Source organism: Mucilaginibacter gossypii (genome assembly GCF_017569325.2).
Lineage (GTDB): Bacteria > Bacteroidota > Bacteroidia > Sphingobacteriales > Sphingobacteriaceae > Mucilaginibacter > Mucilaginibacter gossypii.
Genome location: NZ_CP071878.2, coordinates 2,808,666 through 2,834,830 on the forward strand (window position 1 = coordinate 2,808,666; position 26,165 = coordinate 2,834,830).

Here is a 26,165-nt window from a genome sequence, read left to right on the forward strand (position 1 = left end):
AATATCGATAATAACCCCTTTTAGATGAAAAAAGTTTCTGTTGTTACTGTAAGTTTTAATCAGCCATCCGTTACCGAGGAAATGTTATTATCAATTAAAAATACAAGTACTTATAGTAATATAGAAATAATTGTTGTTGATAATGCAAGTAAGATAGATCCGGTTCCAGGCTGGAGAATAAAATTCCCCGAAATAATATTTATCCGCTCAGATGTTAACCTTGGTTTTGCCGGTGGAAATAACCTCGGGCTTACGGTAGCAACCGGCGATTATATTTTTATGGTGAACAATGATACCGAGTTTACCCCGGGTTTAGTTGAAAAACTGGTTGAGGTAATGGATAGTAACACCGCCGTAGGAATGCTGTCGCCCAAGATCAAGTATTTCAGTGATAAACAATTAATACAATATGCGGGCTACACGCCTATGAACTATTACACCTGCCGAAATAGCGTGATAGGCTTAAAGCAAAAGGACGAAGGTCAGTTTGATCATATAACTGCGCCTACAGCCTACTGCCACGGAGCAGCTATGATGATCAGGAAAGAAGCTATTGAAAAGGCGGGCATGATGAGCGAAAACTTTTTTCTTTACTATGAAGAGGTTGACTGGTGCGAACACATCATAAGAGCAGGTTTTAAAGCCTGGGTTTGTACCGATGCGCTTATTTACCATAAAGAATCTGTTTCGGTAGGCAAAAAAAGCAAACTAAAGGAATACTTCATGAACAGGAACAGGATCCTTTTTATCCGCCGGAATGCCCCGACGTTTAAAAAAGTATTATTTTATTTTTATTTTCTGCTGATTGTGGTACCCCGTAACCTGGTTAACTACGTCAAAGAAAAACAATACGACTTTATTCCGATGCTTTTTAAAGCAGTATGGTGGAATTTTACCCACTCAAAAAACAGCAGCAATTTAGGATACCCCATTAATACCATAGCATGAAAATAATTTTAGCCATAAGCCTTTTTATTGTTTTTTACACTTTTGCAGGATATGGAATTTTTCTGTACCTGATCATCAGGATCAAAAGGGCTTTTAAAGGCCGGAAAGCTCTTCCTTCGGAAAACCTGGATGAACTTCCTTCATGTACTTTGGTGATAGCCGCTTACAACGAAGAATATTTTATTGAGCAAAAGATCAGCAACAGCCTCCTGCTTAATTATCCCGAAGGAAAACTAAAACTGCTTTTCGTAACCGACGGGTCATCGGATAAAACACCCGCTATTGTTGCCAGATACCCGCAGATACAATTGCTGCACCAGCCACAGCGCGCCGGCAAAATAGCCGCGGTACATCGTGCCATGAACTATGTTGATACAGACGCGGTTGTATTTACCGATGCCAATACATTTTTAAATAAAGATGCATTGATCAAGATCTGCAGGCATTACAGCGATGCAACAGTTGGCGCCGTTGCGGGCGAAAAACGGGTACATATTGATGAGAACGCAGATGCCAGTGCGGCTGGTGAAGGGTTCTACTGGAAATATGAATCGGCCCTGAAAAAATGGGATTCGGAACTATATTCGGTTGTGGGTGCGGCAGGCGAACTGTTTAGTGTGCGCCGCTCACTATATCAGCCTGTTGAAGCGGATACTGTGCTTGACGATTTTATGATCTCGATGCTGATAGCTGCTAAAGGCTACCGCATTGTTTATGAACCTGAAGCATACGCTACCGAAACGGCGTCGGAAAATGTGTCGGAAGAGTTAAAACGAAAAGTGAGGATAGCTGCCGGCGGAATGCAATCTATTTTAAGGCTAAAAAAATTATTCAATCCTTTCCCCTACCCAATTTTATCGTTTCAGTATATCAGTCACCGGGTTTTAAGATGGACCATTACACCGTTCCTGCTTATATTATCGTTTATTTTAAACGTTGTGCTGGCTCTTAAACCTGGAGAAACAGCTATTCAAGGGCTATTATTGGCGCAGGTATTGTTTTATTTGCTGGCCTTGCTTGGGCTGATAATGGAAAAGCGGCAGCTCCGTATAAAAGTTCTTTTCATTCCCTATTATTTTTGTGTTATGAACTATGCAGTGCTGGCGGGCATTATCCGCTATTTTAGTACCAAGCAAAGCGCGGTTTGGGAAAAAGTACAACGGAAGCAGTAAAACATTGATTTTAGTTTTAATGACAACTATTTTTTGAATGTTAAACATCTTAGAACCTGTTTAACACGTTGATTTGTATATTGAGACGCGTCACATTGCATCTACTGTGTGCAATTTAAAGTGGATAGGGCCACTCTAAAAAACGGCTTTCGTCATTCAAGTTCTTGCTGATAATTTCAGTGAAGAAGAAATACGGTTTATGAAAGCTACTGCTATAGAAAAACTCTTACTTTGATTTAAACAATCCATATTTAAGGATGCAGTAAATAGCCCTAACCCCATCCTTCCATCCTATCTTTTTGCCTTCCTCATAAGTACGGCCATAATAGGAAATGCCTACCTCATAGATCCTGATGCGGTGTACCCTCGAGATTTTTTGGGTAACCTCGGGCTCAAAACCAAAACGCTTTTCAGTGAGCTTTATGGATTGGATAACTTTGGTATTGAACAGCTTATAACATGTTTCCATATCAGTAAGGTTAAGATTGGAAAACATGTTTGAAGCAAAAGTGAGCCATCTGTTGCCAATGGTATGCCAAAAAAACAGGATACGGTGAGGGTTGCTTCCCATAAACCTGGAACCATAAACCACATCGGCAAAACCCGCTACTACGGGCTTCAACAGATCGTTGTATTCAGCCGGATCATATTCAAGGTCGGCATCCTGGATGATCAGGTAATCGCCTGTAGCTTTTGCTATACCTGTATGTAAAGCTGCTCCCTTACCTTTGTTTACTTCGTGCTTAAAGTATTGAATGTTAACTTCGGGGTTGGCAAGTTTATATTTATAAATAGCTGCTTCTGTATCATCCTTTGAGCAATCATTTACAATGATCACTTCTTTTTCAATATCGTTGATAAGGTTTACCTCCTTAATTTTATCCAAAATTAAATGAATGGTTTTACCTTCGTTGTAAGCCGGAATAATAATTGATAATTTTTGTATCGTCATTTATTGTATTATTGCCTGGTAGATTTTTGCCACAATTATAGTTGTATAAACCTGAACTGGCTTAATATTTTTATATTTAGTAATGCAATTTGTGCTAGAACGAGCTAAAAGTTATTTAAAAAAGCCTAAAGTTACAGTCTCGCTTTTCTTTTCGTTTGTTTTAACCCTGATATTTTGGTTTTGTTTGCCCAATCCTTTATTTAATAGCCCCACCTCCTACGTAATTGACGATGATCAGGGCCAGTTACTCGGTGCTTCCATAGCAAATGATGGCCAATGGCGCTTTCCTTATAATCCCACAGTACCCGAAAAATTCAAACAGTGCATTATCACTTTTGAGGATAAACGCTTTGAGCACCACCCCGGCTTTGATATTGTTGCTTTTAGCCGGGCCATCAAGCAAAACCTGAGCTCGAAAAAGGTAAGCAGCGGCGGTAGTACCCTTACTATGCAGGTGATCAGGCTGGCTACCAGGCATAAACGCAATATATGGAATAAACTGAAAGAGATTTTCATGGCAATGCGCCTTGAAGTAACCCATAGCAAAAGCGAAATTTTAGCGTTATATACCAGTAACGCCCCCTTCGGCACCAATGTCATTGGGCTGGATGCAGCGTCATGGCGATATTTTGGCCGCAGCCCTGATAAACTTTCCTGGGGCGAAATGGCGGCTATGGCTGTTTTGCCTAACTCGCCATCCCTGGTACATCCCGGCAGGAACAGGGCCATACTGCTCCGCAAACGGAATTCATTATTAGATAAATTGCATAAGGCAGGTATCATTGATAGTACAACTGCAGCCCTCGCCCGGCTAGAGCCAGTGCCCGACAGACCGATGGCCCTTCCTCAACTTGCTCCGCACCTGCTGCAACGTTTTAAAGCCGATCATCAGGCTAAGCCCGAGGGAGATACCCGCATTACAAGCAGCATCAAGTCGTCGCTTCAGCAACAGGTAAATGATATCCTGGAGCAGCATCATAGTTTACTAAAGGCTAACGACATCAACAATATTGCCGCCATTGTACTTGATGTTGAAACAGGTGCAACACTTGCATATGCCGGTAACATATCCCACCGGGAGGACCCGCAAATGGAGAGCGATGTTGATGTGATAGATGCCCCGCGAAGCCCCGGAAGTACCCTGAAGCCACTGTTATACGCGGCAATGTTGCACGACGGACTGATATTGCCCAATAGCCTGATGCCCGACGTACCTACCATGATCGCGGGTTACCATCCGGAAAACTTCGATCTGGGTTATGATGGTGCTGTCCCCGCATCACGCGCCTTATCCCGTTCGCTGAATGTACCGGCGGTTAAAATGCTGCAGCAATACAAATACGAGCGCTTTTATGATTTTTTGCATAAAGCAGGCATCACCACTTTAACCAAACCTGCCGATCACTATGGACTGTCGTTAATATTGGGCGGGGGTGAAAACACGCTTTGGGAATTAAGCGGCGCTTATGCGGATATGGCGCGTGTGCTTAATCATTACAACAAAAACGGCGGTAAGTATAACCCTGCCGATTTTCATAATCCTGTTTATGAAAAGAAGCCTGCAGCCAAACCTGAACTTGAAAAGTCCGGACTGCTGGATGCAGCATCTATTTATTACACCTTCCAGGCCATGGAGGAAGTGATGCGGCCGGGCGAGGAAATGCTTTGGCAGCAATTTAGCTCAAGCCAGCGGGTGGCCTGGAAAACCGGTACAAGCTTTGGCTTTCGCGATGGATGGGCAATTGGGGTTACTCCTAAATATGTTGTTGGCGTTTGGGTTGGCAATACCGATGGCGAGGGCCGGCCGGGCTTAACGGGCATTAACACAGCTGCACCTGCCCTGTTTGAAATCTTCAGGCTATTGCCCGTATCGCGCGATTGGTTTGAAATGCCAATGGGCGAAATGGTGAAAATAAATGTGTGCAAACAAAGCGGCTACCGGGCCGGGCAATACTGCCAGGATGCAAATGAGCAATATGTACCCAAAAGCGGCCTGAAAGCCCCTGTTTGTCCTTACCATCAATTGGTGCATTTATCTGCCGATGCCAAATGGCAGGTAAACGGTAATTGTGAGCCGCCGGATAATATCCTCAATAAAAGCTGGTTTGTGTTGCCGCCATCTATGGAATATTATTACAAAGCCAGGAACTATCAATATCATGTACTCCCGCCCTTTCGCCCGGATTGTATCCAGGCCGACAATGGAAATACAATGGAAGTCATCTACCCTAAAAACGGTGCTAAAATATACGTGCCCCTTGAAGCAGACGGCACCCGTGGCCGCATGATTTGCAACGCAGCACACCGCCAGCCAGGTATGAAGATTTTTTGGCACCTGGATGATCAGTACGTTGGCGAGACCAAAGATTTTCACCAGGTGGCTTTAAACCCACCTCCGGGCAAACATATTCTTACGTTGGTTGATGGCAACGGCAATACTATCAGCATAGCGTTTGAAGTATTGAAGAAATAAAAAACACAACTTATCGATTTTAATTTTTCTGTAAACTAAATGTCCGCAGCAACCATCTACTAACTTTATCATTATATTGGCTCAATAATTTTTAACCGGATGCTTGAACAGTACGATCTGCATAATTTATTGGTAATTGATATCGAAACGGTGCCGCAGTACAGCACCCACGAACAACTGCCCGAAAATCTGCAGGTTTTATGGGAACTAAAAACCCGGCATCAACGCAAAGATGAACCTGCTGACATTCATTATGAGCGCGCCGGCATCTGGGCCGAGTTTGGTAAAATAGTTTGCATTTCGGCCGGGATCTTTATTGCCGGGAAAAACATTGGCTTGAGGGTAAAATCTTTTGCATCACATGATGAAAAAGAATTGCTTACCAAATTCTGCAACCTGTTGGTCAGTCAACCGCCCAACCTTATTTTATGTGCTCATAATGGCAAGGAATTTGACTTCCCGTACCTCTGCCGCCGTTTACTGGTAAACGGCATATCAATTCCGCCGCAGCTGCAAATAGCGGGTAAAAAGCCCTGGGAGATTGTCCATTTAGATACCATGGAATTATGGAAGTTTGGCGATCACAAACATTACACTTCCTTAAACCTGCTTACCACAATTTTTAATATCCCAACCTCCAAAGACGATATAGATGGCAGCGATGTAGGCCGCGTATACTGGAATGAAAACCAGTTGGAGCGCATTTGCGCTTATTGCCAAAAAGATGTGATAGCTACAGCACAACTATTAAGACGTTACCGCGGCGAAGAACTGATAGCAGACGAATTTATAACCATTGTAGGCTAATAATGCTTAAAGTCAGTGATCTGTCGGTTAGTTTTAAGAATGGTAAAAACCAGTTCACAGCGGTAAAGGGAATTTCTTTTACACTTAACAAAGGTGAAACCATTGGCATTGTCGGCGAATCCGGCTCGGGCAAATCTGTTACCTCCCTTGCCCTGATGCGTTTGCTTAATGAAGATCAGGCCCTAATAGATGGCTCTGTACTTTTAAATGGTGTATGCCTGTGCAAATTATCGGAAGATGAAATGCGGCGTGTGCGCGGCAACCAGGTAGCCATGATTTTCCAGGAGCCCATGACCTCGCTTAACCCGGTACTTACTTGTGGCTTTCAGCTTACGGAAGCTATCAGGTTGCATTTAGGATCAAGTAAAGCGGAGGCTAAACAAAAAACCATTGAGCTGTTTAAAGAAGTACAATTACCGCGGCCCGAAGCCATATTCAACAGCTATCCTCACCAGATTTCGGGCGGACAAAAACAACGGGTAATGATAGCGATGGCTTTGGCCTGCAACCCGGAGATTTTGATTGCCGATGAGCCCACCACTGCACTTGACGTTACCGTGCAAAAAACAATCATTGAGCTGCTGCACAAGCTTAAAGCTGAAAGGCATATGAGCCTGATCTTTATATCGCATGATTTGGGTGTGATCAAAGAGATTGCCGACCGGGTTTTGGTGATGTACAAAGGCGAAATTATAGAGGAAGCCGCGGTAAAAGATCTATTCGCAAATCCCCGGCACCCTTATACTAAAGGATTGCTGGCCTGCCGTCCTTCCCCGCAGCAGCATTTGAAAAAACTCCCTGTTGTGGCCGATTTTCTGGATGGGGCCAGGCCCGCAGTAACTATAGAAAGCATCAGGGAATTATATCATTACCCGGACACCGAAATCGCCGAAAGGAAGCGTAAACTATATGAACAGCAGCCTTTGTTAAAGGCAGATAAATTAAACATCTGGTTTCCAACTGATACAGGATTTCTCAAACGGAAAGATCATGTTGTAAAAGCAGTGAACAATGTAAGCTTTGATGTATACCCGGGCGAAACCTTAGGCCTCGTCGGCGAATCAGGCTGTGGAAAAACCACTTTGGGGCGAAGCATTTTAAGGTTGATAGAACCAACATCGGGCAAGGTCTCTTTTGACGGCACTGATCTTCGCGGGCTTAAAAAGGATGAGTTGAGACAGATCAGAAAAGATATCCAGATCATTTTTCAGGATCCATACTCATCATTAAATCCTAAGCTTACCGTTGGCCAATCACTTATGGAGCCATTGCAGGTACATCAGTTTTACAGCAATGATACAACCCGCAAACGAAAAGTGCTTGAACTACTTGAACGGGTTAACCTGCTGCCCGCGCACTTTAACCGTTATCCGCATGAGTTTTCGGGTGGACAACGGCAGCGGATTGTTATTGCCCGGGCTTTGGCGCTCCAGCCTAGATTTATCATTTGCGATGAATCAGTTTCCGCGCTTGATGTATCGGTTCAGGCCCAGGTATTAAACCTCATTCGCGAACTTCAGGACGAACTTAAATTGACCTATATCTTTATTTCGCATGATTTGGCCGTGATTAAACATATCTCCGACCGGATGATGGTGATGAACAAAGGCGAGATAGTGGAAACCGGCTATCCCGACGATATTTATTATCGTCCAAAAGAAGAATACACCAAAAGGCTGATTGCTTCGATACCGGGTTGATTAAAACTGCTTTATCCATCACTATTGGGCCAAGATGGGGTACCCAAAATTCTGTATCTTTGATGCAAATACTATTCTATGTCTAAACGCAAGAAAAACAACTCTTCTATACACCAGGTACTTACCCAAATGGTACTTGATATATTTGAACAAAACGGCAATACGCCACTCAACTATAAACAGGTTTCTGCTAAATTAAACGTCCGTGACCCCGAATCGCGCGAGATCATCTACGACATCTTAAAAGACGAGGTTAAAAAATCGGTATTAAAAGAAATCGCTCCGGGCAAATTCCAGCTGCTCGAACTTAAAACTTTTATTGAAGGCGTAGTTGACCTCACCAACGATGGTTCGGCCTTTATCGTTACCGATGACGAGTTTGAAAGCGATATTTTCATCGCTCCGCGTAAGCTTCGCACCGCTCTTAACGGCGACCGTGTGAAAGTTTATGTATACGCCAAAAGCAAAGGCAAACACAAAGAGGGCGAGGTTATTGAAATTCTGCAACGCGCCAAGATGGAGTTTACGGGTATCGTAAAACTTTCGGAACGTTACGCCTTTTTCATCCCCGACGACCGCAAGATGATGCACGATATTTTTATCCCAATCACAGAATTGAACGGGGCTAAAAACGGCATTAAAGCAGTAGCTGAAATTACCGATTGGCCAACAGAGGCTAAAAACCCTATCGGCCGCATCAAACATATCTTAGGAGCGCAGGGTGAGAATGATACGGAAATGAACGCGATCCTGGCCGAATATGGTTTCCCGTTGGCATTCCCGGCCGAGGTTGAGCATGATGCCGAAGAAATTCCGGACGTGATAACACCTGAAGAGATTGCTAAACGTCGTGATTTCCGTAATATCACAACCTTCACTATCGATCCGTTTGATGCTAAAGACTTTGACGATGCACTATCCTACCGCGTACTGGATAATGGTAACTACGAAGTTGGCGTTCATATTGCCGATGTATCGCACTATATCATCCCTGATTCTGCTTTAGATAAAGAAGCTTTGGACAGGGCTACATCTGTTTACCTTGTTGACAGGGTGATCCCTATGCTTCCCGAAAGGCTTTCAAATGGTCTTTGCTCACTGAGGCCGAAAGAAGAAAAACTTTGTTTTTCGGCTGTATTTGAAATGGATGAAAATGCCAATATTGTTACCGAATGGTATGGCAAAACCATCATCTACTCCGACAGGCGCTTTACCTATGAGGAAGTGCAGGAAGTAATTGAAACCGGCGAGGGCGATTTTAAGAAAGAAATATTGAAGCTTAACGCGCTGGCTTATAAGCTTCGCGACCGTAAATTTAAAAACGGCGCTATCAGTTTTGAAACTACCGAGGTTAAGTTCAAACTGGATAAAAACGGCAAACCAACAGGCGTTTATGTAAAAGAACGCAAAGACGCCCATAAACTAATTGAAGATTTTATGTTGCTGGCTAATCGCAAAGTAGCCGAACGGGTGAGCAAAATGGGCAAAGGTAAACACAAATACACTTTTGTTTATCGTGTGCATGATTCGCCCAAGCCTGATGCGCTGGCCAATTTTGCCCAGTTTGCAGCAAGGTTTGGGTATAAGATCAACACCAAATCTGACAAGGAAACAGCAAAATCCCTCAATTATCTGATGGAGGATGTTGAGGGCAAAAAAGAGCAGAACGTATTAACTCACCTGGCTATTCGTTCAATGGCGAAGGCTATATATACCACCAAGAGCAGCAGTCACTACGGTTTGGCTTTTGATCATTATACGCACTTTACCTCGCCAATTCGCCGTTACCCGGATGTGATGGTACACAGGCTCCTGTTCCATTATTTAAATGGCGGCCAATCGGCCAATGCCGAGTTTTATGAAAAACTATGCTCGCACAGCTCTTTAATGGAGAAAAAAGCCGCCGATGCAGAGCGTTCTTCAGTAAAATACAAACAAGCTGAGTATCTTCGCGACCAGGTTGGCAACACCTTTATGGGTATCATATCGGGCGTTACCGAATGGGGCATGTATGTGGAGATCATCGAAAACAAATGCGAGGGCATGATTCGCCTGCGCGATATCTCTGATGATTTTTATACTTTGGACGAAAAAAACTATGCCATCATCGGTCAGCGTAAAAAGAAAATTTACCAACTGGGCGATGAAGTAAAGATTAAGGTAAAACAGGTTGATCTGACCAAAAAACAGATAGACTTTATATTGGTACAAGAATAATGAACCGTGATTCGCCTAATTTTAGGATTTCCTGATATTTATAATCAAGTCGATCCTAAAATCAAGAAAATCAGGGTTCCCGTAAACAAATGAAACAACTTACAGAGTTACAGTTACTAATAAATGATGCAGTAGGCAAACTAAGCTATCCCGCTTACCCGGCCGATCTGTATGAACCGATAAGCTATATTTTATCTATTGGCGGAAAACGTATGCGCCCTGCCCTGCTCCTGCTGGCCTGTGACCTTTTTGGCGGCGACGTTGACAAGGCTATTGAACCCGCACTGGCTATAGAGGTATTCCATAATTTCACGCTGATGCATGATGATATTATGGATAAAGCCCCGCTCCGCCGTGGCAAAGCAACTGTGCATGAAAAATGGAACGCCAATGTCGCTATCCTCTCCGGCGATGCCATGATGGTAGAAGCCAACCGCCTGATGATGAAGGTTGATGACAGCATTTTGCGTAATATACTTGACGTTTTTAACGATACTGCGACCGGCGTGTGCGAAGGCCAGCAAATTGATATGAGCTTTGAACAGCGTAACAATGTAAGTATTGAAGAATATATCAACATGATCCGTCTTAAAACGGCGGTGCTGTTAGGTGGTACATTAAAAATCGGCTCCATCATTGGCGGTGCAGCTTTAACCGACGCAGACCTGATCGATGCTTTTGGCGTAAACCTGGGCATAGCGTTTCAGCTACAGGACGACATACTGGATGTTTATGGCGATCCTGAAAAGTTTGGCAAGCAGGTTGGCGGCGATATCATCTCCAATAAAAAAACCTTTTTGCTAATTAGGGCCCTTGAACTGGCAAAAGGCGGCCAGGCACAAACGCTAAACCAATGGCTAAGTGCAGCTGAATTTGACACTGCAGAAAAAGTTAAAGCCATAACAAATATTTACAACAAACTTGATATCAGGCAGCATGCTGAAAAAGCCATGCAGACCTATGCCGATAAAGCTTTCGTAGCCCTCGACGCTATTAATCTGCCCGAAGATCATAAACAATACCTGCGAGATTTTGCAGACTGCTTGCTGGTGAGGGAGAATTGATTTATATTTAAGGATGAAGAAATTTTCACCCATCCTTATCATTTTAATGGTTTCATTAAGCGCTAAGGCGCAAAAACTTACGCCTCCGCATTTCCGTGGTGGCGATAAGGCATTTCATGAATTTTTAGATCAAAACTTAAAATGGCCAAAAGATTCAGTTGTTAAGCAAGGTATAGTCAAAGTAAGTTTTTATGTGGAGAGTAATGGTTTACTGTCGGACATTAAACTTGTACAAGGTTTTGCTCCTGAATTTGATAAGGAAGCTTTAAGGGTTATTAACCTTTCCCCAAGATGGGTTCCTGCTACTCGCGATGGCAAGTTTATCAAATCAAAATATTCTGTGCCCATTCTATATGAATTAACAGAATTGTGAGCATGAAAACAGTTTTCGTTATTATATCCTTATCGTTTTGGTCGATCTTAGTAAAAGCCCAAACTGAAACTTCTAAAATTGATACCGAAGAATATAAATACAATTGTGGCATTAAGGTAGACAAGCAACCTGAATTTCCAGGCGGCACCAATAATTTCTTCATTTTCGTCAGAAAAAATTTGCGATGGCCGGTTAAAAGTCAGGAGATTGAAGGTCGGGTGATAGTTGAGGTAACAATTACGAAAAATGGCAAATTAATAGGCGCAATTGTAAAAAGAGGTTTATCCAGAGAACAAGACAAGGAAGCATTGCGATTAATTAATAAAAGCCCTAAGTGGGAACCAGCCATGTTAAATGGCAAAGCGATAGATTTTAAATATTATATCATTATTTCGTTTAAAAGAGATATAGAATAGTTAGCTCTACCACAATGGACAAGGAAAAATAAAACTAACGAAATAGGATTGCGTGAGTTGTGGGTGCCCAAGCCTTGTAAATTATTCATTCACCAACCGAAAACCAGCGATTTTGCACCCCAACCTTTAGCCAAGAAGATATGCTATTATATTTTAAACCCAACAACGTTAAATGAAAAAGTTCTCATTTATTTTAATAATCTTGTTAGCTTCAGTCTCCCTGTATGCCCAAACCCTCACCTCAGGCGGAAAGCTGAAACCCGAGCAAGCCATCATGGATGTGCGGCATTACACTATTTCGCTTGCTGTGGATCCGGAGCAAAAAACCATTAATGGTTTTACTACCATTGATGTGATCATGACTAAGCCCACCAAAGTTTTATTGTTTGACCTGTTAGATTCATTAAGCGTCAGTAAGGTTTTAGTAAATGGCAAACAGGAACCGTTTGAATACAAGAATAACCTCATTACCATTAATACAGCCAAAGAGCTACCTGCCGGTAAAGCAAGCGTAAAAGTAATATATGGTGGCAAACCCCATGTTGCCCGTAGGCCACCATGGGATGATGGTTTTATCTGGACCCGCGATTCAACCGGGCACCAGTGGATGGCTATCACTGCCGAAGGCACTGGCGGCAAACTGTATTTCCCATGTAAAGACCATCCATCCGACGAGCCAAACGAGGGCGTGGATATGTTTATCACCGTGCCTAAAGACCTAGTAGTTGCCGGGCCTGGATTATTAAAAGGCGTAAGCAAGCAAAAGGGAACAGCGACATTTCATTGGCAAACCAAATACACCATTAACAATTACAGTATATTGTTCAATGCAGGTGATTATACCGTAGTAACTCGTCCATATACTACTGTAGATGGGCATAATGTACCCATCCAGTTTTATGTATTAAAAGAGCATGCCTCTAAGGCCGAGGACCATCTTGATATCTTTGTAAAAACAATTAAAGAGCAGGAGAAATATTTTGGTGAATATCCCTGGGTAAAAGAAAAGATAGGCATAGTTGAAACTCCTCACCTGGGCATGGAGCATCAAACCATGAATGCTTACGGTGCCAAATTTAAATACACCAAAGTTGGGGGCGAAGATTACGATGGCCTGATGCACCACGAATTTGGTCACGAATGGTGGGGAAACAAAGTAACCGCCAAAGACTGGGCCGATTACTGGATCCATGAAGGCATCTGTACTTACGGCGATGCGCTGTATGTAAGGGAATTTGAAGGCGAGAAAGCTTACATCAAGTTCTTCCAAAACTCGGCACTCTCATTCGGCAATAAAATTCCGATTGTTATCGGGAAAGATATTGATGAAGAATCGGCCTACAATGGTGATATTTATGGAAAAGGTGCATTCTTTATGCATACGCTAAGGTATATTATGGGCGATAGTATCTTCTTCCCCACTCTTAAAGGTTTTGTTACCGACCCGCGCTACACCTATAGCAATTTAGCAAGCACTGATGATGTGATCCAATATTTCAGCAAAGCTGCCGGTCAGGATCTCAAGCCGCTGTTTGATTTGTACATCTATTCCATCAATAAACTGGAAATACATATAAAAGCCCAGCGAGGCGATAAATACCAGGTTCAGTTGTTAAATATAGATATGCCTTTGCCTGTTGATATTACTACTGATGGTGTTACCAAACGGTATACACTTGATAAAAAAGGCATCACCGTAACCAGCAAAACTATGCCGGTTATCGATCCTAATACTTACTATTTAAAGAAACTGATCATCGAATAAACACATGAGATATCTGCTTGTATTTGGTTTGATTATATTACCTGTTGCGTTGTTTGCACAAGGCAAAGCTAAAAGGGAGCATGTTAAACCGGATACAACAGTTTATAAAACAGTAGATGTACAGCCAGAATTTCCCGGAGGCACAGAAAAGTGGACAAATTATCTTTTTAAAGTACCGATACCAAAAGACTACGACAAAGAGAATACACAGGCCAGTTTTCTTATACAAATGATTATAGAAACCGACGGAAGTGTAACGCATGCCAGTGTCAAAAGGAAAATAAACGAAGCAATGTGCAAAGCATTCATTGCTCATGTAAACAAATCACCAAAATGGAAACCGGGGCGTATTAATGGCAAACCGGTAAGGGTTTTGTATAGTTCTCCTATTAGTTGTTTTATGCTGCAATCTGACGAATAATCACAAAACAAAAAATCCCGATCAAAACTGACCGGGATTTTTTATATCCTAATACTTTTTAACTGATTATTCAGCTACAGTTTCTTCAGCAGCATCAGCAGCTTCTTCTTTTTTAGCTTTTGGTGCAGCAGCTTTCTTTGCTTTTGGAGCTTCTTCAGCAGCAGGAGCTTCAACAGCTACAGCTTCTTTTTTAGCTTTTGGTGCAGATGCAGCTACTTCTTCAACTTCAGCAGCTTCAAACGGAACTACTGATACGTATGAACGATTATCAGCTTTCTTTTTGAAAACTACGATACCTTCAGCCAGTGCAAATAAAGTATGATCTTTACCAAGACCAACGTTTAAACCTGGATTGTGTTTGGTACCACGCTGACGAACGATGATATTACCTGCGATTGCTGGTTGACCACCGAAAATTTTGATACCTAAGCGTTTGCTATGCGACTCACGACCGTTTCTTGAGCTACCGGCCCCTTTCTTATGTGCCATTTTTTATTTCTTTTATGGAATTGCAGAACAACTCCGGTTCAACCTTTAATTATAATGTAATACCGGTGATCTCAATTTTGGTAAATTGCTGACGGTGACCGTTTTTCTTTTTGTAACCTTTTCTTCTTTTCTTTTTGAAGATAATTACTTTATCACCTTTTAAATGTGACACGATCTTAGCCGATACTTTAGCACCTTTCAAATCAGAACCTAATTTGAATTTACCTTCGTTTTCTGCTAACAATACACTGTCAAATTCAATACTAGCGCCTTCATCGCCTTGTAACCTGTGTACAAAGATCTGCTGGTCTTTTGCAACTTTAAATTGCTGTCCTGCTATACTTACTATTGCGTACATGTTTGTTAAATATTGTTTTAAATTTCGAGGTGCAAATATAGGGATTGATTATTTAATAAACAACATCCCGATATTTTATTTTTTACCACGATTCTCTACATCAGTTAGTTTTTTTTGAATCTCGGCTATCAACCTTTGATTAGCGTCAATCAGTTTAGGATTGCCAAAATAATCGGTATCAAAGATCACACGCTTGGTTTTTTCCTTGTATTTGAACTCAATAATGTACCGAACAACTTTTCCATCAGCAACTTTCGACGTATCACCCGTTTCCTTCGACGGAAAATCCCAGAAACCCAGGTCGGCAGCTTTACGGTGCAGGTATAACAGGTCATCTTTAGTTAAACGCAAATGCTCTTTAACCAACGAATCTCGCCTGTCAAGGTATTGGAACAAGCCTGTACGTGAATCGTATTTATTCACCAGGCTGTCCTTATGACCATATTGGAAACTGATCGATTCAAAATCAACAAAACGGTAGGGCGCGTTCTTGATCATCATACCATAGTAATACACGCAGTACAGTATAAACGGCACCACTACAGTCATGATCAGAAATACTTTTTTTAAACGGGGAGACATATATAATTAATTAGTGAATTATTGAATTAGCGAGTTAGTGAATTAAATCACCGTTAAATTTCATGACACAGTTTTTCTTGATGCTGAAGTGATTTTTAATATCTGAATTGCTTCATCCAATAAGACTGCCAAGTCCGACTGTTTTACAACTTCGGCCTCAATTAATACTTCCATCCAAAATGCTGATTCATCCGCTTCCTCTACAACAATTGAAAGTTTTGAATGAAATTCGGCCTGTGAACGAGCCCTGCAAGCAGCACGATAGTTGGCCCCTACCGATGACGAAGATCTTAATAATTGCCTTCCGATAATTTTTGCTTCCTCTGTTTTAGGTAATGTCTTGAAAAACTTAATATTATCTACTACGAATTTCTTAGTTCGATTTCTAAATTGCTCAGCAAAATCTGTTTTATTTGTATCTTTCATATACCTGATTAATTATTGATAAGGTGATTAAAACGCGATAGGGGAAATTAATAAATCACTAACTCATTAAATCACTAATTCACTAATTAATTCCCTCTCCTTCCCACTTACTCACAACCGCTGTAGCCATTGCATTGCCTAATACGTTTGTGGCCGAACGTCCCATATCCAACAACGGATCGATACCTATTAGCAAAAACAAGCCGGCTTCGGGGATATTAAACATAGCCAACGTACCTGCTATAACCACGAGCGAAGCCCTTGGCACACCCGCCACACCTTTACTAGTAAGCATCAGCACCAATAACATGGATAACTGGTGCCCGAATGAAAGATGAATATCATATGATTGCGCCAGAAACAATGATGCAAAGGTCATATACATCATGGAGCCATCCAAATTAAATGAATAACCCAATGGCAATACAAAGCTTACTATTTTATTACTGCAACCAAATTTCTCCAGTTCTTCCAGCACCTTTGGATAGGCCGCTTCGCTCGTTGAAGTACTAAATGCGATCAACATGGCGTCTTTAATTCTGTTAATAAGTCTGAATACCGGCTTTCTCAATACAATATACCCGGCCAATATAATTACCGACCAAAGTACGATGAGCGAAAAATAAAACTCGCTGATAAAAATGCCATAAGTTGAAAGTACACCTATCCCCTGCTTGGCCACTACAGCTGTTATGGCACCAAATACCGCTAAAGGCGCCATTTTCATTACATAGCCGGTAATTTTCATAATTACATGGGCAAAGGCATCCATTGCTTTGATCACTATTTTACCTTGTTCGCCTATAGCAGCTGTAGCTACTCCAAAAAATAAAGAGAACACAACAATCTGTAATATTTCGTTATTGGCCATCGCCTCAATAAAGCTCTTAGGGAAAACGTGACCGACAAACTCGGTTAATGATAATGCAGATTTCTTGATACCGGTACTTAAATGACTATCCGGAAGCGGCAGGTGCATGGTTTTGCCCGGTTCAAACAGGTTAACCAATAACATGCCTAATAATAAAGACACTAGCGTAGCGCTGATAAACCAAAGCATGGTTTTGCCACCAATCCGGCCCACAGCTTTGATATCTCCTACCTTGGCTACGCCTACCACCAGGGTGGTAAATACCAACGGGGCCACAATCATTTTTATAAGATTGAGGAAGATCTTGCTCAGGATATTATAAAGTTCAAGTTTATCTTCCCGCGCATCGGTAGCCTGGCTTTGCAGTTTAGCCTGGGTAATTCTTTGTAACTTAAGATCTTTGTAGGCCGCAACCGTAGTATCGGATAATGCTTCAATATTTTTATCAATAGCTTTAATTGCAGTCCCGGCGGTACTGAGCTGTTTATTCAAATCGGCAAAAACATAGGTATTATAAATATAACCGGCTATCACACCCAATACCAGTGCGATAAAAATGAAGAGCGTCAGTCTGCTTTTTTTCATTTAATTTAATAAGCCTGCAAAACTACAAAATTTACGCGCTGTTTAAACAGGTGTGGGAATATTCTATTTTCCGTTTAAATAAGATGAGAAAATAAAATCGTTGCACCCAGCAAACGCTATTTCAGTTTCTTCACTAATTTTGCGTACTACAATTAATTACACCATTATAATTGGAACCCCTTTGTGTAATTCGTTCTAATTGAATCAAGCTTAAAAGGCAATTCGTGAAAAATATTTAAACAATTAGTATTTTACCCGCTTATTTACAACATGAGTACCACAGCTTACGGATTACAGCATATAAAAAAGGAAATTCAGCACCTGCACAACGAGCAATTGGCCGAATTAATGCTGCGCTTGGCACGGTACAAAAAAGAAAACAAGGAGCTGTTGGCCTACCTGCTTTTTGAAGCCCATGATGAAGCCGCTTTTATTGAAAAAGTAAAAGCCGAAGCGGGTTTCATGTTCAGCCAGTTATCATCGCTGAGTTACAACGCAGCAAAGGGTATGCGCAAAATATTGAGGTTGCTGAGCAAGTACACCAAATTTATCGCATCAAAAGGTGCTGAGATTGAATTACTGATCAATTTTTGCGAAAATTACCTTGAATATGCCGACCGGCGCACCTCATACAAACCCTTAAGGCTGATATTGATAAGGCAGGTTGAAAAGATCCGTGGTTTAATTAACAAGCTTCATGAAGACTTACAATTTGACTACCAGGATAGTTACAATAAATTAATAAGCGATGCTGAAAGTAAGCTGGGCTGGTTTAAAAAGAATGATCATTTGTTGTAACATATAAAGTTTAACATCGTCTAAATATAAAATTAACTGAAGTGGCCAACAAAGAAGCAGCATTCAAGCAGATATATGAAGCTAATTCTAAAAAGATATTCCATCTGTGCTATGGTTATACCGGCGATGACGATGCCGCCAACGACCTGCTACAGGAAACCTTTTTAAAGGTTTGGCAAAATTTAGAGAAATTCCGTAACCAGGCCATGATATCAACCTGGATTTACCGCATTGCTGTAAATACCTGCTTAACCTATTTGCGCTCGGAAAAACGCCAGGCCAAAGACGAACTAACCCCACAATTAGCGGAAACAAAACGAGAAGAACTATCGGATAAAAACGAGCAGGTTGCTTTGCTCTATAAATGTATTTCAAAACTGGAAGAATCAGAAAGGATTATTATAACTATGGTACTTGATGAGGTGCCATACCCCGAAATTGCTGAAATTTCGGGTATATCAGAAGGGAACCTGAGGGTGAAAATTTATCGTATAAAACAAAAATTAACGGAGTTATATAACCAGTATGAAAGACTTTGATCATTTGATGTCGGTTTGGCAGGGACAGCCAAAACCAGATCAGCTTTCGGTGGATGAGGTGCTGAAGCAGGTAAAGAAGGGAATAAGGAGTATAACCCAAAAGTTATACTGGAGTATTGTGGCCATGGTTGTAACTGTCGCATTCGCTTTTGTCGTCACTTTTTTCCTGGCATTTAAATCTGCAGTTACTACTATCGGAATCCTCATCGTACTGGTAACCATGTTGATGTATCTTTCATTAATGGTACGTCATTACCACATTTTGAGTAAGCGCGATGCAACACTCAACCCTGCCGAATATCTTGACAGCCTTAAGGCATATCAAAAAAACCGCAGCAAAGTTATAGGTTGGTTTTATTATACCTATATATTGTTGCTCAGCGCAGGTTTGGCCATGTATTTTATCGAAGTACTTGAACATTCATCCCTCACTTTTAAAATAGTAACATATACATCAATCGGGATCTGGTTTTTGTTCACTACGTTTTACCTTAAACCCCGGATGTTTAAGAACGAGGAAGAAAAGCTAAACCTTATGATTGACAGATTAGTGAGGTTGAAAGAACAATTTGATTAAAGGATTAGTTTTTTAGATTTGCCTGATGGCTATTTCCGAAACTGTAACAATTCAAAAATTAACTTTGGCTGATGCCGACGTATTATTGGAGCTAAGCAAAAAAACTTTTTTTGATTTCTTTGCTCATTTAAATAAACCAGAAGATATGGAGGCTTATACATCTGTAGCCTTCACTCCGCAAAAAATACAAGCAGAGCTCAGTAACCCAAACTCTCATTTTTTCTTCGCGATGCTGGATGGTGAAATAACCGGCTATCTCAAGCTAAACTATAGCCACGCCCAAACAGAATTTCAGGATCCTGCTGCAGTTGAAATTGAGCGCATTTATGTTTTGGCCGAATATCACGGCAAAAAGATAGGCCACCAATTTATTGATTTCACCTTAAAAGCAGCTACGGATAAACACCTGCAATACGTTTGGCTTGGTGTTTGGGAACACAACCTAAAAGCAATTGCTTTTTATGAAAAACATGGCTTTGAAGTATTCAGCAGCCATGAATTTACCCTGGGAAGCGATAAGCAAACCGATTTACTAATGAAGAAAGCGATCTTATTAAGCTCAAAGCCGAAAACCTAAGGCCGAAAGCTTTTTTGCTTTATTGATTTCTTTTCGCTTTAAGCTTTCAGCCTTAGGCTTTTAGCTATTTAATAACGGTAATTGATAATTAACTCCAACCCTTAACGCTTTTAAGCCTGTAACGCCCTGTAACTCTTCCAGTTCAAGATATTCCAGGTCATCAAGCAAGTAACCCTGTACTTGCAGGTACCTTATGTACTCGTCATATTCAGCAGCTTCTGTTGGGTTAAAATATACCATGGCTATTTTGCCGGGCTGGGTAAGACGTTCAAAAGTTCCTGCTATTAAAACTTTATCAATCCGCTTTTTTACCACCTCGTAACGGATATTATAGGCCCCCTCAACGTCAAAACGCCTTTCATCGTTTCTGAAACTGATATCTATAGCGTTTGAGTGGATAAATATTAAGTGCGTGGTTTGTAAAGGACGTGAAAGCTGATCGCCAAGGTCGTTTGTCATCCGGGCTATCTCGGCCATTGACCGTAGCTGCCACAAACGGATATTTTTAAGGTACAGCATATCGAAAACGCGTTGCGGCGCTATTGATTGCCCTATGTAAATATCATATTCCACCCCATCGGTACGGAATTTTTCAAAATAACAGGGAAATGATTCCTGCACTTCTGTCTGAGCCTGCTCCAGGTATTGGTTGATAGAAGTATTGATAAGCTGCATGGAGGTTTCCAGCTTACGCCTGTTTTCAAATGAGGCGCCGGTTTCCTCATTCATGGCATTAAAATACATGTCAATAGTTTCCCTTTCGGCAGGGTAATTATTTCTAAAATGCTCCAGGAAAGGATTAATCTCGTTATGAAGGAAAGTATCCAGCATCAATTCATCATTGGTAGTAATATAACCGCTGATGCGTTCGAGCCACTCTTCGCATTTAGATACCAACTTGCCGGTAAGGCTTAAATGAATATTTTCATTTAAAACCTGGAGCGTTTCAATAAGTATGGTGAGCAGATTTTTCAAATCCTCCTGCAGGGCGCTGTTGCGTTCAACCGTGGAGTTACGGATATCAACCGCACCAAATAAAGGGTAAACATGGCTGAATGATACTGTTTCAATTTCGGGGCTCTTTTTCTTCTTTCTTTTTTCCTTAAGATAATTCCAGGCCACTTCATTAAACTTCCATTGAACCGACGGTTGCAACGAGGTAAATTTATTTTTGATAACACTTGAAATGCGGGCCTCAAACTGATCGATGCTGTTTTGCAGCAATTGGGCAATCAGCGGGATAGTAGCCTGTAATTTCGAGAGCAGTTTTTCGTAAAAAACAATCTCTTTATATGAAAATACTTCCATGATGCCTACATTTTTCTTATTGTAGTACACCGGGAAAATTCCGTAAGATTTAATGCCGGCTTGTTTCAAAACCTGCAAAAAGGGGAATTTACCTATTTTTTCGTCGGTAATGGAATTGAAAAAGATAGGCCTCGGGTTTTGGTTGTAATCATCAATGATGGCGTCAAACGTTTCTTCCGCAAGGTTAAAATCTTTAGCGGCCTTAAGCAGTATGCTTCTGGAGCATTCGTCGTTATCAAAAATAGGCTCATTATTGATAGTTAAAAAAGGCATCAACCCAAACTCAATGCCCGGGCTTTCGGCAAGGGATTTTAACGAGCTGATGATGTGCGCATATTGCTCATCCTCATTTGCCGAATGGTTAACAAGCTCAGTACGAATATTTTCGAGCGCATGGGTTAGCGTTACATCAGTTAATGTAATTATCGAAAACCCCTTAAATTTAAAAATATTGAGCGGTATTACCTTTTCAATAAGCTCAAGGCTGGTATGCGAATGTAAATAGGGTTCAATAGTATCAAAACTAAGTTCAGGCAGTTCGCCATTCAATTCAATCTCCACGAAACGGGCATCAGTCTGGATATTAAAATACCTTGAAAGACCGGTTTCAGGATCTTCGTATGAAAACAGCAATTCATTCTTAATTGCCGACGAAAAGCCATACATCCGTTCAAGAATCAGGTTATAAATGAACCGCTTTTGCCTGTCACTGAACATTTCGTTCTTGGATACATTCAACGCATATAAATTAGAATGATGACTTGAATGGAAATCATAAAAAGCATCAGTACTGAAAAATATTTTATCAGGTACCGGTGTGCTTAGCGCCCAGTGAAATTCCTTCTCGTTAGCTATTGGCGGTGTCAGTATGGAGTAAATGAGCTCCAGCATTTCCCGGTACTTTTCGGCGTCCGTGGGCCGCATATCCAGGTCAATACATATATCATGCTCAAAACGTTCCAAAACATAGCGATAAAACTCGCTTTTGAGCGTCTTTTCGGTAGCAATCCGTTCTTTTAAATGCTCCACGAACGGGTTAAATGTCAGGCATGTTTCAACCTGACAAATGGTGCATTCGTTTTTGCTTATATTGAGTACTTCTGTGTGCATTTCTATAACAGTTTTACCCTCTTTAAAATCTGAAACTTGTTGAAAGATAAGGGTACCATCCTTCTTCAGAGTAACCTGCAATTATCTTGATAACCGCGAGTCTTGCCGGTGCTACGTAAAAACCTGCACCGGTGCCGTTATGCCATTTATCCGAGCTTTGCCCGTTTTCCCAAACACGGCCTATATCATAAAATCCTATAACGCCTATTTGGCCGGGAACTATATAACTGGCAAAATCAGTCAATTTTATCCTCAGTTCCAGGTTATTATAAAAACTATGCTGACCGGCAAACCTGTATAATCTGTAACCTAATAAATTATCTTGCCCCCCTAAAAACAACGACTGATAAAAAGCGGTTTTTCCGATGGTAATGCCGCCGCCCACCCTATCGGCCAAAACAATAGTGCTTTTGGCATTCAGGCTTTTGTACAAAGCAACCTGGGGTATAAGCTGGGCAAAACTTGTAGAGTTATTATTTAAGCCATTAAACTCCTGAAGTTTAATATTTACAAAACTTCCCCAGGCCGGAAGCACCTTATCGTTGCGTTTATCGCTGGTAAAGTTAACAACAATACCGGCATGCATTTTTGTTTTGTCAAAGGTATAACTGTCGGGCGCGTTTGTGAGTAACGGATATGTAATAAATCGGCCGATATTGTCATCAACATCTAATTTATAGTACTGAAAAGCAGGGCCTACCGTTACAGAAGTGCCCGATTCATTGCGCCACCTAAAGGCTGGGCTAAAGGTAAAATTATCAAAGCGGGTACGGTAATATTTGCGATAATCGCCTACTTTAACAAATGGTGTTTCATTGCCACGGCCAAAAAAATTGATATTATCCGGAAAGTCAATCTGGGCATCCATCAAAAAGTCGGCTTTGCCAAAAGCGTGGATCCACTCGCCGTTATATTTAATCTTAAAAGCCTTTGTAGTGAACGAGTGACTGGCAAACACTGTTTGCACATCGTTATAAGGTAACTTCTGAAAGCCTTCCTGGTGGGTGTATTTAAACCCGGCGCCAAGCAGTACCCCTTCATCCGGGTTGTAGGAAATATTGGCCAGCGGCGCAATCACATTCATCAGGTTAACCCGCAGGTACGATGTATTGGCGCTATCCTTGCTGATATGCTTGTTAACTTTTGATTCATCACCGGTTATGCTCAACTTTTTGCCCCGGTCATAAAGCTGTACCGTGTTAAGCGATTTTACAATATTGTAAGTTTTGGTGCCTGTGCTATCAATAAACCGCAGCTTAATTGGCGATGTGGAATTATCAAGCACTACTTTATCATCACCGCCGCTTACATAAATGCGGAGCTCTTTGGTAATATCAGGATGATAATTCTGGTTCATGAGCGTATCTTTAATATCACCATCTTTATTGATCTTATTGATGACCACATTGAGGCTTCCATTCGGCTCATCTTTCACCGTTACCAGCTCATTTTTATTTGAAGTATGGATATCAACTATTTTATTGATGAATTTGTAGTAATACTCCATTTCGGCCGGGATATTAGCGCGCCGTTCTTTCAGTTGCTTTAGCAATACATCATGCCTTAACTTATACGATGATTCCGGCAAACGCCTTAAACCAGCCTCCAGTACTTCATCAGTTTCTGCTGCAACAAAATCATTCACAATCTTTGTCCATTGTTCATGACTGTATTGTACAGATGGCCATCGTTGCATGAACATGGTTTTCCATAGAGAGTATTTTACGCTGTAGATCTCGCCGCTAAAGCCCTGCAGGTTCGGCGCAATCCATGGCTGCGCTGCTATGGTTGGCAATACACCCTGGTTGGTGTAAAATACCTGATCGCGGTCGCGGGGAACGGCGGTATAAAACTTGCCTTTCCCTTTATCCTCATCGCGCCAGCGCCACTGGTCGCCGTGCCTGTCCCAGTCGCCTATAAGCAAATCGAGCAGGCGGGCACGTAAAAATTCGTCGCCATCTACTGTATTATCATTATCCTCCAGCATTTTACCGATCATCTTCACGGTATTATCGGATTTGCCGCCCGGTTCGCGTTCTTCAAGCAAACAAACTTTATTGGCAAAAATATTTGCATATTGCCCTAAAACCGGATCAGCCGATACCACACCGATTATCGGGTTGGCATGCGGCACACGGGCGGCATCGGCCAGCGGTGGTACTATCAATGCCGAAAACGGGTGTTGGGCGCTCATGGCGTCGTTAACCCAGTCTTTGGCAAACGTTTCCTGGAATTCATCCGGCAGAATCTTTTCGGGCTGTTTCTCCACACTGCGGAGCACCCATTCCTTGCCATCCTTATCAATTAAACGAAGCGAGTGCGTCTGGAAACCACCGCCAATGCTTTCAGCCTTTAATCCGCCATGAATTTCCGACAGCCTGATCACCGGCAGTTTAGTTTCGGCGGCCCACTCCTTACGATAGTTTTCGCCAAACCACCGGCGGTGAAAATTGCTCACGCTGTCATATTTGGGGTGCACCCTAACCATGATGCTATCCGCTTTGATTGGTGTATGTAGTGTATCAGGAATATTTTTTACCGATGTGTAAGGTTGTGTATAGGTAAACACCTGTTTAACTCCTTTATCGCTATCGATGTAATAGGTAAAGCGCATCCGTTTATCTATTAACAGATCGGCAGTTACATAGCCTTGGGTAGCATCCGCAAAAAGCGAGTATTTGCCTTTAATGGCATAGGTTTGCTTGGCGCCTGCGCCGCTAACCACCTGCAACTGTTTGCTTTTGATGAATTGCAGACCATGCTCATGACCCGCCACGTGGATAAGGTTTGGAAAACTTCCAAAAACAGCATCCACCTTTTTGATCATGTCTTTATACAAGGGATGCCCCAAATCTTCGGGGTTTGAAAATGCAGAGCGTAAAAACGGGTAAAGCGAACCGATAACAGGCAACGGTACCCAAAGGTCTTTATTGGCTACGGTAAGCGGGAAAATATGATCTTTAAGCGAAAAATATCCTCCATGTGTACCATAGCTCTGGAACGGGTGGTGCGATGCCAGAATGATCACCTTGTCTTTGTTACGCTCAAAAATCAGCTTGATCTTATCGGCAATGTCATCTTTGTTTTTGCAATCGCACTCGGCGCCGGGGTTACTTTTATTGAAGGGATATAACCACCACTCACTATCAAACGCTATTACTGTAAGATCATTGGTAAGATTGATCTCAACCGGGTCGGGGCAGCCGTTTTCGGGTACCATTTTCAGCAGCTTATCGCCCTGTTGATCTAAAAATGCCCACTGTCGTTTTATTTTGGCTAAACCAAGCGGCCCCATCTTATCCCAATCATGATTGCCAGGTATAAAATATACAGGTGCACCGGCAGCCCGCATAGGCTGGTATTGCGACCGCAGGATCTTTTGGGTTTCGGCCTCCTCAGGACTACCCGGCAAACCCATTCCCCGTGGATAAATATTATCGCCCAGATAAAATACCGAAGTTTTATTTTTGAGCACATTAGCCGCCGCATGTTTTAAAACAGCACTTTGCTGCATGTCTATTTCACCGGCATCACCAATAAGGATCATCCTGTACTGTACCGAATCCTGGGCCTGGGTTTTTAGCATGCCCAATAGTAAAACAAACAACAAGGGTAGTTTTTTAATCATGAGGTTTGG

General features: G+C 41.8%; 23 protein-coding genes. 15 read left to right on the plus strand and 8 right to left on the minus strand.

Features of this window, described 5'->3' with window-relative positions:
• Positions 1-24: 24 nt before the first annotated feature.
• Together J3L18_RS11745 and J3L18_RS11750 are read left to right on the plus strand one after the other, a co-directional pair.
• Positions 25-948: a glycosyltransferase family 2 protein gene (locus tag J3L18_RS11745; RefSeq protein WP_129568670.1), complete on the plus strand. Its 924-nt coding sequence runs from the start codon at positions 25-27 to the stop codon at positions 946-948.
• Positions 945-2,120: a glycosyltransferase family 2 protein gene (locus tag J3L18_RS11750; protein WP_129568671.1), complete on the plus strand. Its 1,176-nt coding sequence runs from the start codon at positions 945-947 to the stop codon at positions 2,118-2,120. The genes J3L18_RS11745 and J3L18_RS11750 overlap by 4 nt, the downstream gene beginning before the upstream one ends.
• Before the next feature lie 226 nt (positions 2,121-2,346).
• Here the strand turns inward: J3L18_RS11750 and J3L18_RS11755 are convergent, their stop codons facing one another.
• The gene (locus J3L18_RS11755; RefSeq protein WP_129568672.1) at positions 2,347-3,072 is read right to left on the minus strand and encodes a glycosyltransferase family 2 protein; all 726 of its coding nucleotides are present in this window, start codon (positions 3,070-3,072) and stop codon (positions 2,347-2,349) included.
• 82 nt (positions 3,073-3,154) lie between these two features.
• Between J3L18_RS11755 and pbpC the strand changes: the two genes are divergently transcribed.
• From pbpC to J3L18_RS11800, 9 genes are all read left to right on the plus strand, one after another.
• Positions 3,155-5,545 carry a penicillin-binding protein 1C gene (pbpC, locus tag J3L18_RS11760; protein WP_129568673.1) on the plus strand — a complete coding sequence of 797 codons (2,391 nt, stop codon included), beginning with the start codon at positions 3,155-3,157 and terminating at the stop codon, positions 5,543-5,545.
• Between the two features lie 99 nt (positions 5,546-5,644).
• Positions 5,645-6,352, plus strand: coding sequence for a 3'-5' exonuclease (locus tag J3L18_RS11765; RefSeq protein WP_091167756.1), 708 nt, complete (start codon positions 5,645-5,647; stop codon positions 6,350-6,352).
• A 2-nt stretch (positions 6,353-6,354) separates the two neighbouring features.
• Complete coding sequence (locus J3L18_RS11770; RefSeq protein WP_129568674.1) at positions 6,355-8,052, plus strand: ABC transporter ATP-binding protein; 1,698 nt, start codon at positions 6,355-6,357, stop codon at positions 8,050-8,052.
• Between the two features lie 78 nt (positions 8,053-8,130).
• Positions 8,131-10,269 carry a ribonuclease R gene (gene rnr, locus J3L18_RS11775; RefSeq protein WP_129568675.1) on the plus strand — a complete coding sequence of 713 codons (2,139 nt, stop codon included), beginning with the start codon at positions 8,131-8,133 and terminating at the stop codon, positions 10,267-10,269.
• Positions 10,270-10,358: 89 nt separating this feature from the next.
• Positions 10,359-11,333, plus strand: a complete 975-nt coding sequence (locus J3L18_RS11780; RefSeq protein WP_129568676.1) for a polyprenyl synthetase family protein — start codon at positions 10,359-10,361, stop codon at positions 11,331-11,333.
• A gap of 13 nt (positions 11,334-11,346) precedes the next feature.
• Positions 11,347-11,706, plus strand: coding sequence for an energy transducer TonB (locus J3L18_RS11785; protein ID WP_129568677.1), 360 nt, complete (start codon positions 11,347-11,349; stop codon positions 11,704-11,706).
• Between the two features lie 2 nt (positions 11,707-11,708).
• Positions 11,709-12,122: an energy transducer TonB gene (locus J3L18_RS11790; RefSeq protein WP_129568678.1), complete on the plus strand. Its 414-nt coding sequence runs from the start codon at positions 11,709-11,711 to the stop codon at positions 12,120-12,122.
• A 172-nt stretch (positions 12,123-12,294) separates the two neighbouring features.
• A complete protein-coding gene (locus J3L18_RS11795; RefSeq protein WP_129568679.1) occupies positions 12,295-13,887 on the plus strand; it encodes a M1 family metallopeptidase in 1,593 nt (530 codons plus the stop codon).
• 4 nt (positions 13,888-13,891) lie between these two features.
• On the plus strand, positions 13,892-14,308 hold the full coding sequence (locus J3L18_RS11800; protein WP_129568680.1) for an energy transducer TonB: 417 nt from the start codon (positions 13,892-13,894) through the stop codon (positions 14,306-14,308).
• Between the two features lie 66 nt (positions 14,309-14,374).
• On the opposite strand, the gene rpmA is transcribed toward J3L18_RS11800, so the two are convergent.
• The 5 genes from rpmA to J3L18_RS11825 all read right to left on the minus strand — a co-directional run bounded on the left by rpmA (position 14,375) and on the right by J3L18_RS11825 (position 17,619).
• Entirely contained in the window at positions 14,375-14,797 is a 423-nt protein-coding gene (gene rpmA / locus J3L18_RS11805) for a 50S ribosomal protein L27 (RefSeq protein ID WP_091167783.1), read from the minus strand.
• Between the two features lie 49 nt (positions 14,798-14,846).
• Complete coding sequence (gene rplU / locus J3L18_RS11810) at positions 14,847-15,155, minus strand: 50S ribosomal protein L21 (protein WP_090467954.1); 309 nt, start codon at positions 15,153-15,155, stop codon at positions 14,847-14,849.
• A 75-nt stretch (positions 15,156-15,230) separates the two neighbouring features.
• The gene (locus J3L18_RS11815; RefSeq protein WP_189549128.1) at positions 15,231-15,737 is read right to left on the minus strand and encodes a hypothetical protein; all 507 of its coding nucleotides are present in this window, start codon (positions 15,735-15,737) and stop codon (positions 15,231-15,233) included.
• Positions 15,738-15,797: 60 nt separating this feature from the next.
• Entirely contained in the window at positions 15,798-16,163 is a 366-nt protein-coding gene (locus J3L18_RS11820; RefSeq protein WP_129568681.1) for a four helix bundle protein, read from the minus strand.
• Positions 16,164-16,245: 82 nt separating this feature from the next.
• The gene (locus J3L18_RS11825) at positions 16,246-17,619 is read right to left on the minus strand and encodes a dicarboxylate/amino acid:cation symporter (RefSeq protein WP_129568682.1); all 1,374 of its coding nucleotides are present in this window, start codon (positions 17,617-17,619) and stop codon (positions 16,246-16,248) included.
• A 270-nt stretch (positions 17,620-17,889) separates the two neighbouring features.
• Here J3L18_RS11825 and J3L18_RS11830 point away from each other — a divergent pair, with 270 nt between their 5' ends.
• The 4 genes from J3L18_RS11830 to J3L18_RS11845 are packed head-to-tail and all read left to right on the plus strand — an operon-like array spanning position 17,890 to position 20,110.
• A complete protein-coding gene (locus tag J3L18_RS11830) occupies positions 17,890-18,417 on the plus strand; it encodes a hypothetical protein (RefSeq protein WP_129568683.1) in 528 nt (175 codons plus the stop codon).
• A gap of 41 nt (positions 18,418-18,458) precedes the next feature.
• On the plus strand, positions 18,459-18,956 hold the full coding sequence (locus tag J3L18_RS11835; protein ID WP_090525007.1) for an RNA polymerase sigma factor: 498 nt from the start codon (positions 18,459-18,461) through the stop codon (positions 18,954-18,956).
• The gene (locus J3L18_RS11840; RefSeq protein WP_090525003.1) at positions 18,943-19,533 is read left to right on the plus strand and encodes a hypothetical protein; all 591 of its coding nucleotides are present in this window, start codon (positions 18,943-18,945) and stop codon (positions 19,531-19,533) included. Before J3L18_RS11835 ends, J3L18_RS11840 begins: the two co-directional genes overlap by 14 nt.
• A gap of 25 nt (positions 19,534-19,558) precedes the next feature.
• The gene (locus tag J3L18_RS11845; protein WP_129568684.1) at positions 19,559-20,110 is read left to right on the plus strand and encodes a GNAT family N-acetyltransferase; all 552 of its coding nucleotides are present in this window, start codon (positions 19,559-19,561) and stop codon (positions 20,108-20,110) included.
• 60 nt (positions 20,111-20,170) lie between these two features.
• Here the strand turns inward: J3L18_RS11845 and J3L18_RS11850 are convergent, their stop codons facing one another.
• Together J3L18_RS11850 and J3L18_RS11855 are read right to left on the minus strand one after the other, a co-directional pair.
• Positions 20,171-22,528 carry a GAF domain-containing protein gene (locus J3L18_RS11850; protein ID WP_129568685.1) on the minus strand — a complete coding sequence of 786 codons (2,358 nt, stop codon included), beginning with the start codon at positions 22,526-22,528 and terminating at the stop codon, positions 20,171-20,173.
• A 22-nt stretch (positions 22,529-22,550) separates the two neighbouring features.
• Positions 22,551-26,156 (minus strand): BamA/TamA family outer membrane protein, encoded by a 3,606-nt coding sequence (locus tag J3L18_RS11855; protein WP_129568686.1) that lies wholly within the window; start codon positions 26,154-26,156, stop codon positions 22,551-22,553.
• Positions 26,157-26,165: the final 9 nt, after the last annotated feature.

Coding starts and splice junctions, on each gene's coding strand:
- J3L18_RS11745 (WP_129568670.1), top strand. CDS start 25: ATGAAAAAAGTTTCTGTTGTTACTGTAAGTTTTAATCAGCCATCCGTT.
- J3L18_RS11750 (WP_129568671.1), top strand. CDS start 945: ATGAAAATAATTTTAGCCATAAGCCTTTTTATTGTTTTTTACACTTTT.
- J3L18_RS11755 (WP_129568672.1), bottom strand. CDS start 3,072: ATGACGATACAAAAATTATCAATTATTATTCCGGCTTACAACGAAGGT.
- pbpC (WP_129568673.1), top strand. CDS start 3,155: ATGCAATTTGTGCTAGAACGAGCTAAAAGTTATTTAAAAAAGCCTAAA.
- J3L18_RS11765 (WP_091167756.1), top strand. CDS start 5,645: ATGCTTGAACAGTACGATCTGCATAATTTATTGGTAATTGATATCGAA.
- J3L18_RS11770 (WP_129568674.1), top strand. CDS start 6,355: ATGCTTAAAGTCAGTGATCTGTCGGTTAGTTTTAAGAATGGTAAAAAC.
- rnr (WP_129568675.1), top strand. CDS start 8,131: ATGTCTAAACGCAAGAAAAACAACTCTTCTATACACCAGGTACTTACC.
- J3L18_RS11780 (WP_129568676.1), top strand. CDS start 10,359: ATGAAACAACTTACAGAGTTACAGTTACTAATAAATGATGCAGTAGGC.
- J3L18_RS11785 (WP_129568677.1), top strand. CDS start 11,347: ATGAAGAAATTTTCACCCATCCTTATCATTTTAATGGTTTCATTAAGC.
- J3L18_RS11790 (WP_129568678.1), top strand. CDS start 11,709: ATGAAAACAGTTTTCGTTATTATATCCTTATCGTTTTGGTCGATCTTA.
- J3L18_RS11795 (WP_129568679.1), top strand. CDS start 12,295: ATGAAAAAGTTCTCATTTATTTTAATAATCTTGTTAGCTTCAGTCTCC.
- J3L18_RS11800 (WP_129568680.1), top strand. CDS start 13,892: ATGAGATATCTGCTTGTATTTGGTTTGATTATATTACCTGTTGCGTTG.
- rpmA (WP_091167783.1), bottom strand. CDS start 14,797: ATGGCACATAAGAAAGGGGCCGGTAGCTCAAGAAACGGTCGTGAGTCG.
- rplU (WP_090467954.1), bottom strand. CDS start 15,155: ATGTACGCAATAGTAAGTATAGCAGGACAGCAATTTAAAGTTGCAAAA.
- J3L18_RS11815 (WP_189549128.1), bottom strand. CDS start 15,737: ATGTCTCCCCGTTTAAAAAAAGTATTTCTGATCATGACTGTAGTGGTG.
- J3L18_RS11820 (WP_129568681.1), bottom strand. CDS start 16,163: ATGAAAGATACAAATAAAACAGATTTTGCTGAGCAATTTAGAAATCGA.
- J3L18_RS11825 (WP_129568682.1), bottom strand. CDS start 17,619: ATGAAAAAAAGCAGACTGACGCTCTTCATTTTTATCGCACTGGTATTG.
- J3L18_RS11830 (WP_129568683.1), top strand. CDS start 17,890: ATGAGTACCACAGCTTACGGATTACAGCATATAAAAAAGGAAATTCAG.
- J3L18_RS11840 (WP_090525003.1), top strand. CDS start 18,943: ATGAAAGACTTTGATCATTTGATGTCGGTTTGGCAGGGACAGCCAAAA.
- J3L18_RS11845 (WP_129568684.1), top strand. CDS start 19,559: ATGGCTATTTCCGAAACTGTAACAATTCAAAAATTAACTTTGGCTGAT.
- J3L18_RS11850 (WP_129568685.1), bottom strand. CDS start 22,528: ATGCACACAGAAGTACTCAATATAAGCAAAAACGAATGCACCATTTGT.
- J3L18_RS11855 (WP_129568686.1), bottom strand. CDS start 26,156: ATGATTAAAAAACTACCCTTGTTGTTTGTTTTACTATTGGGCATGCTA.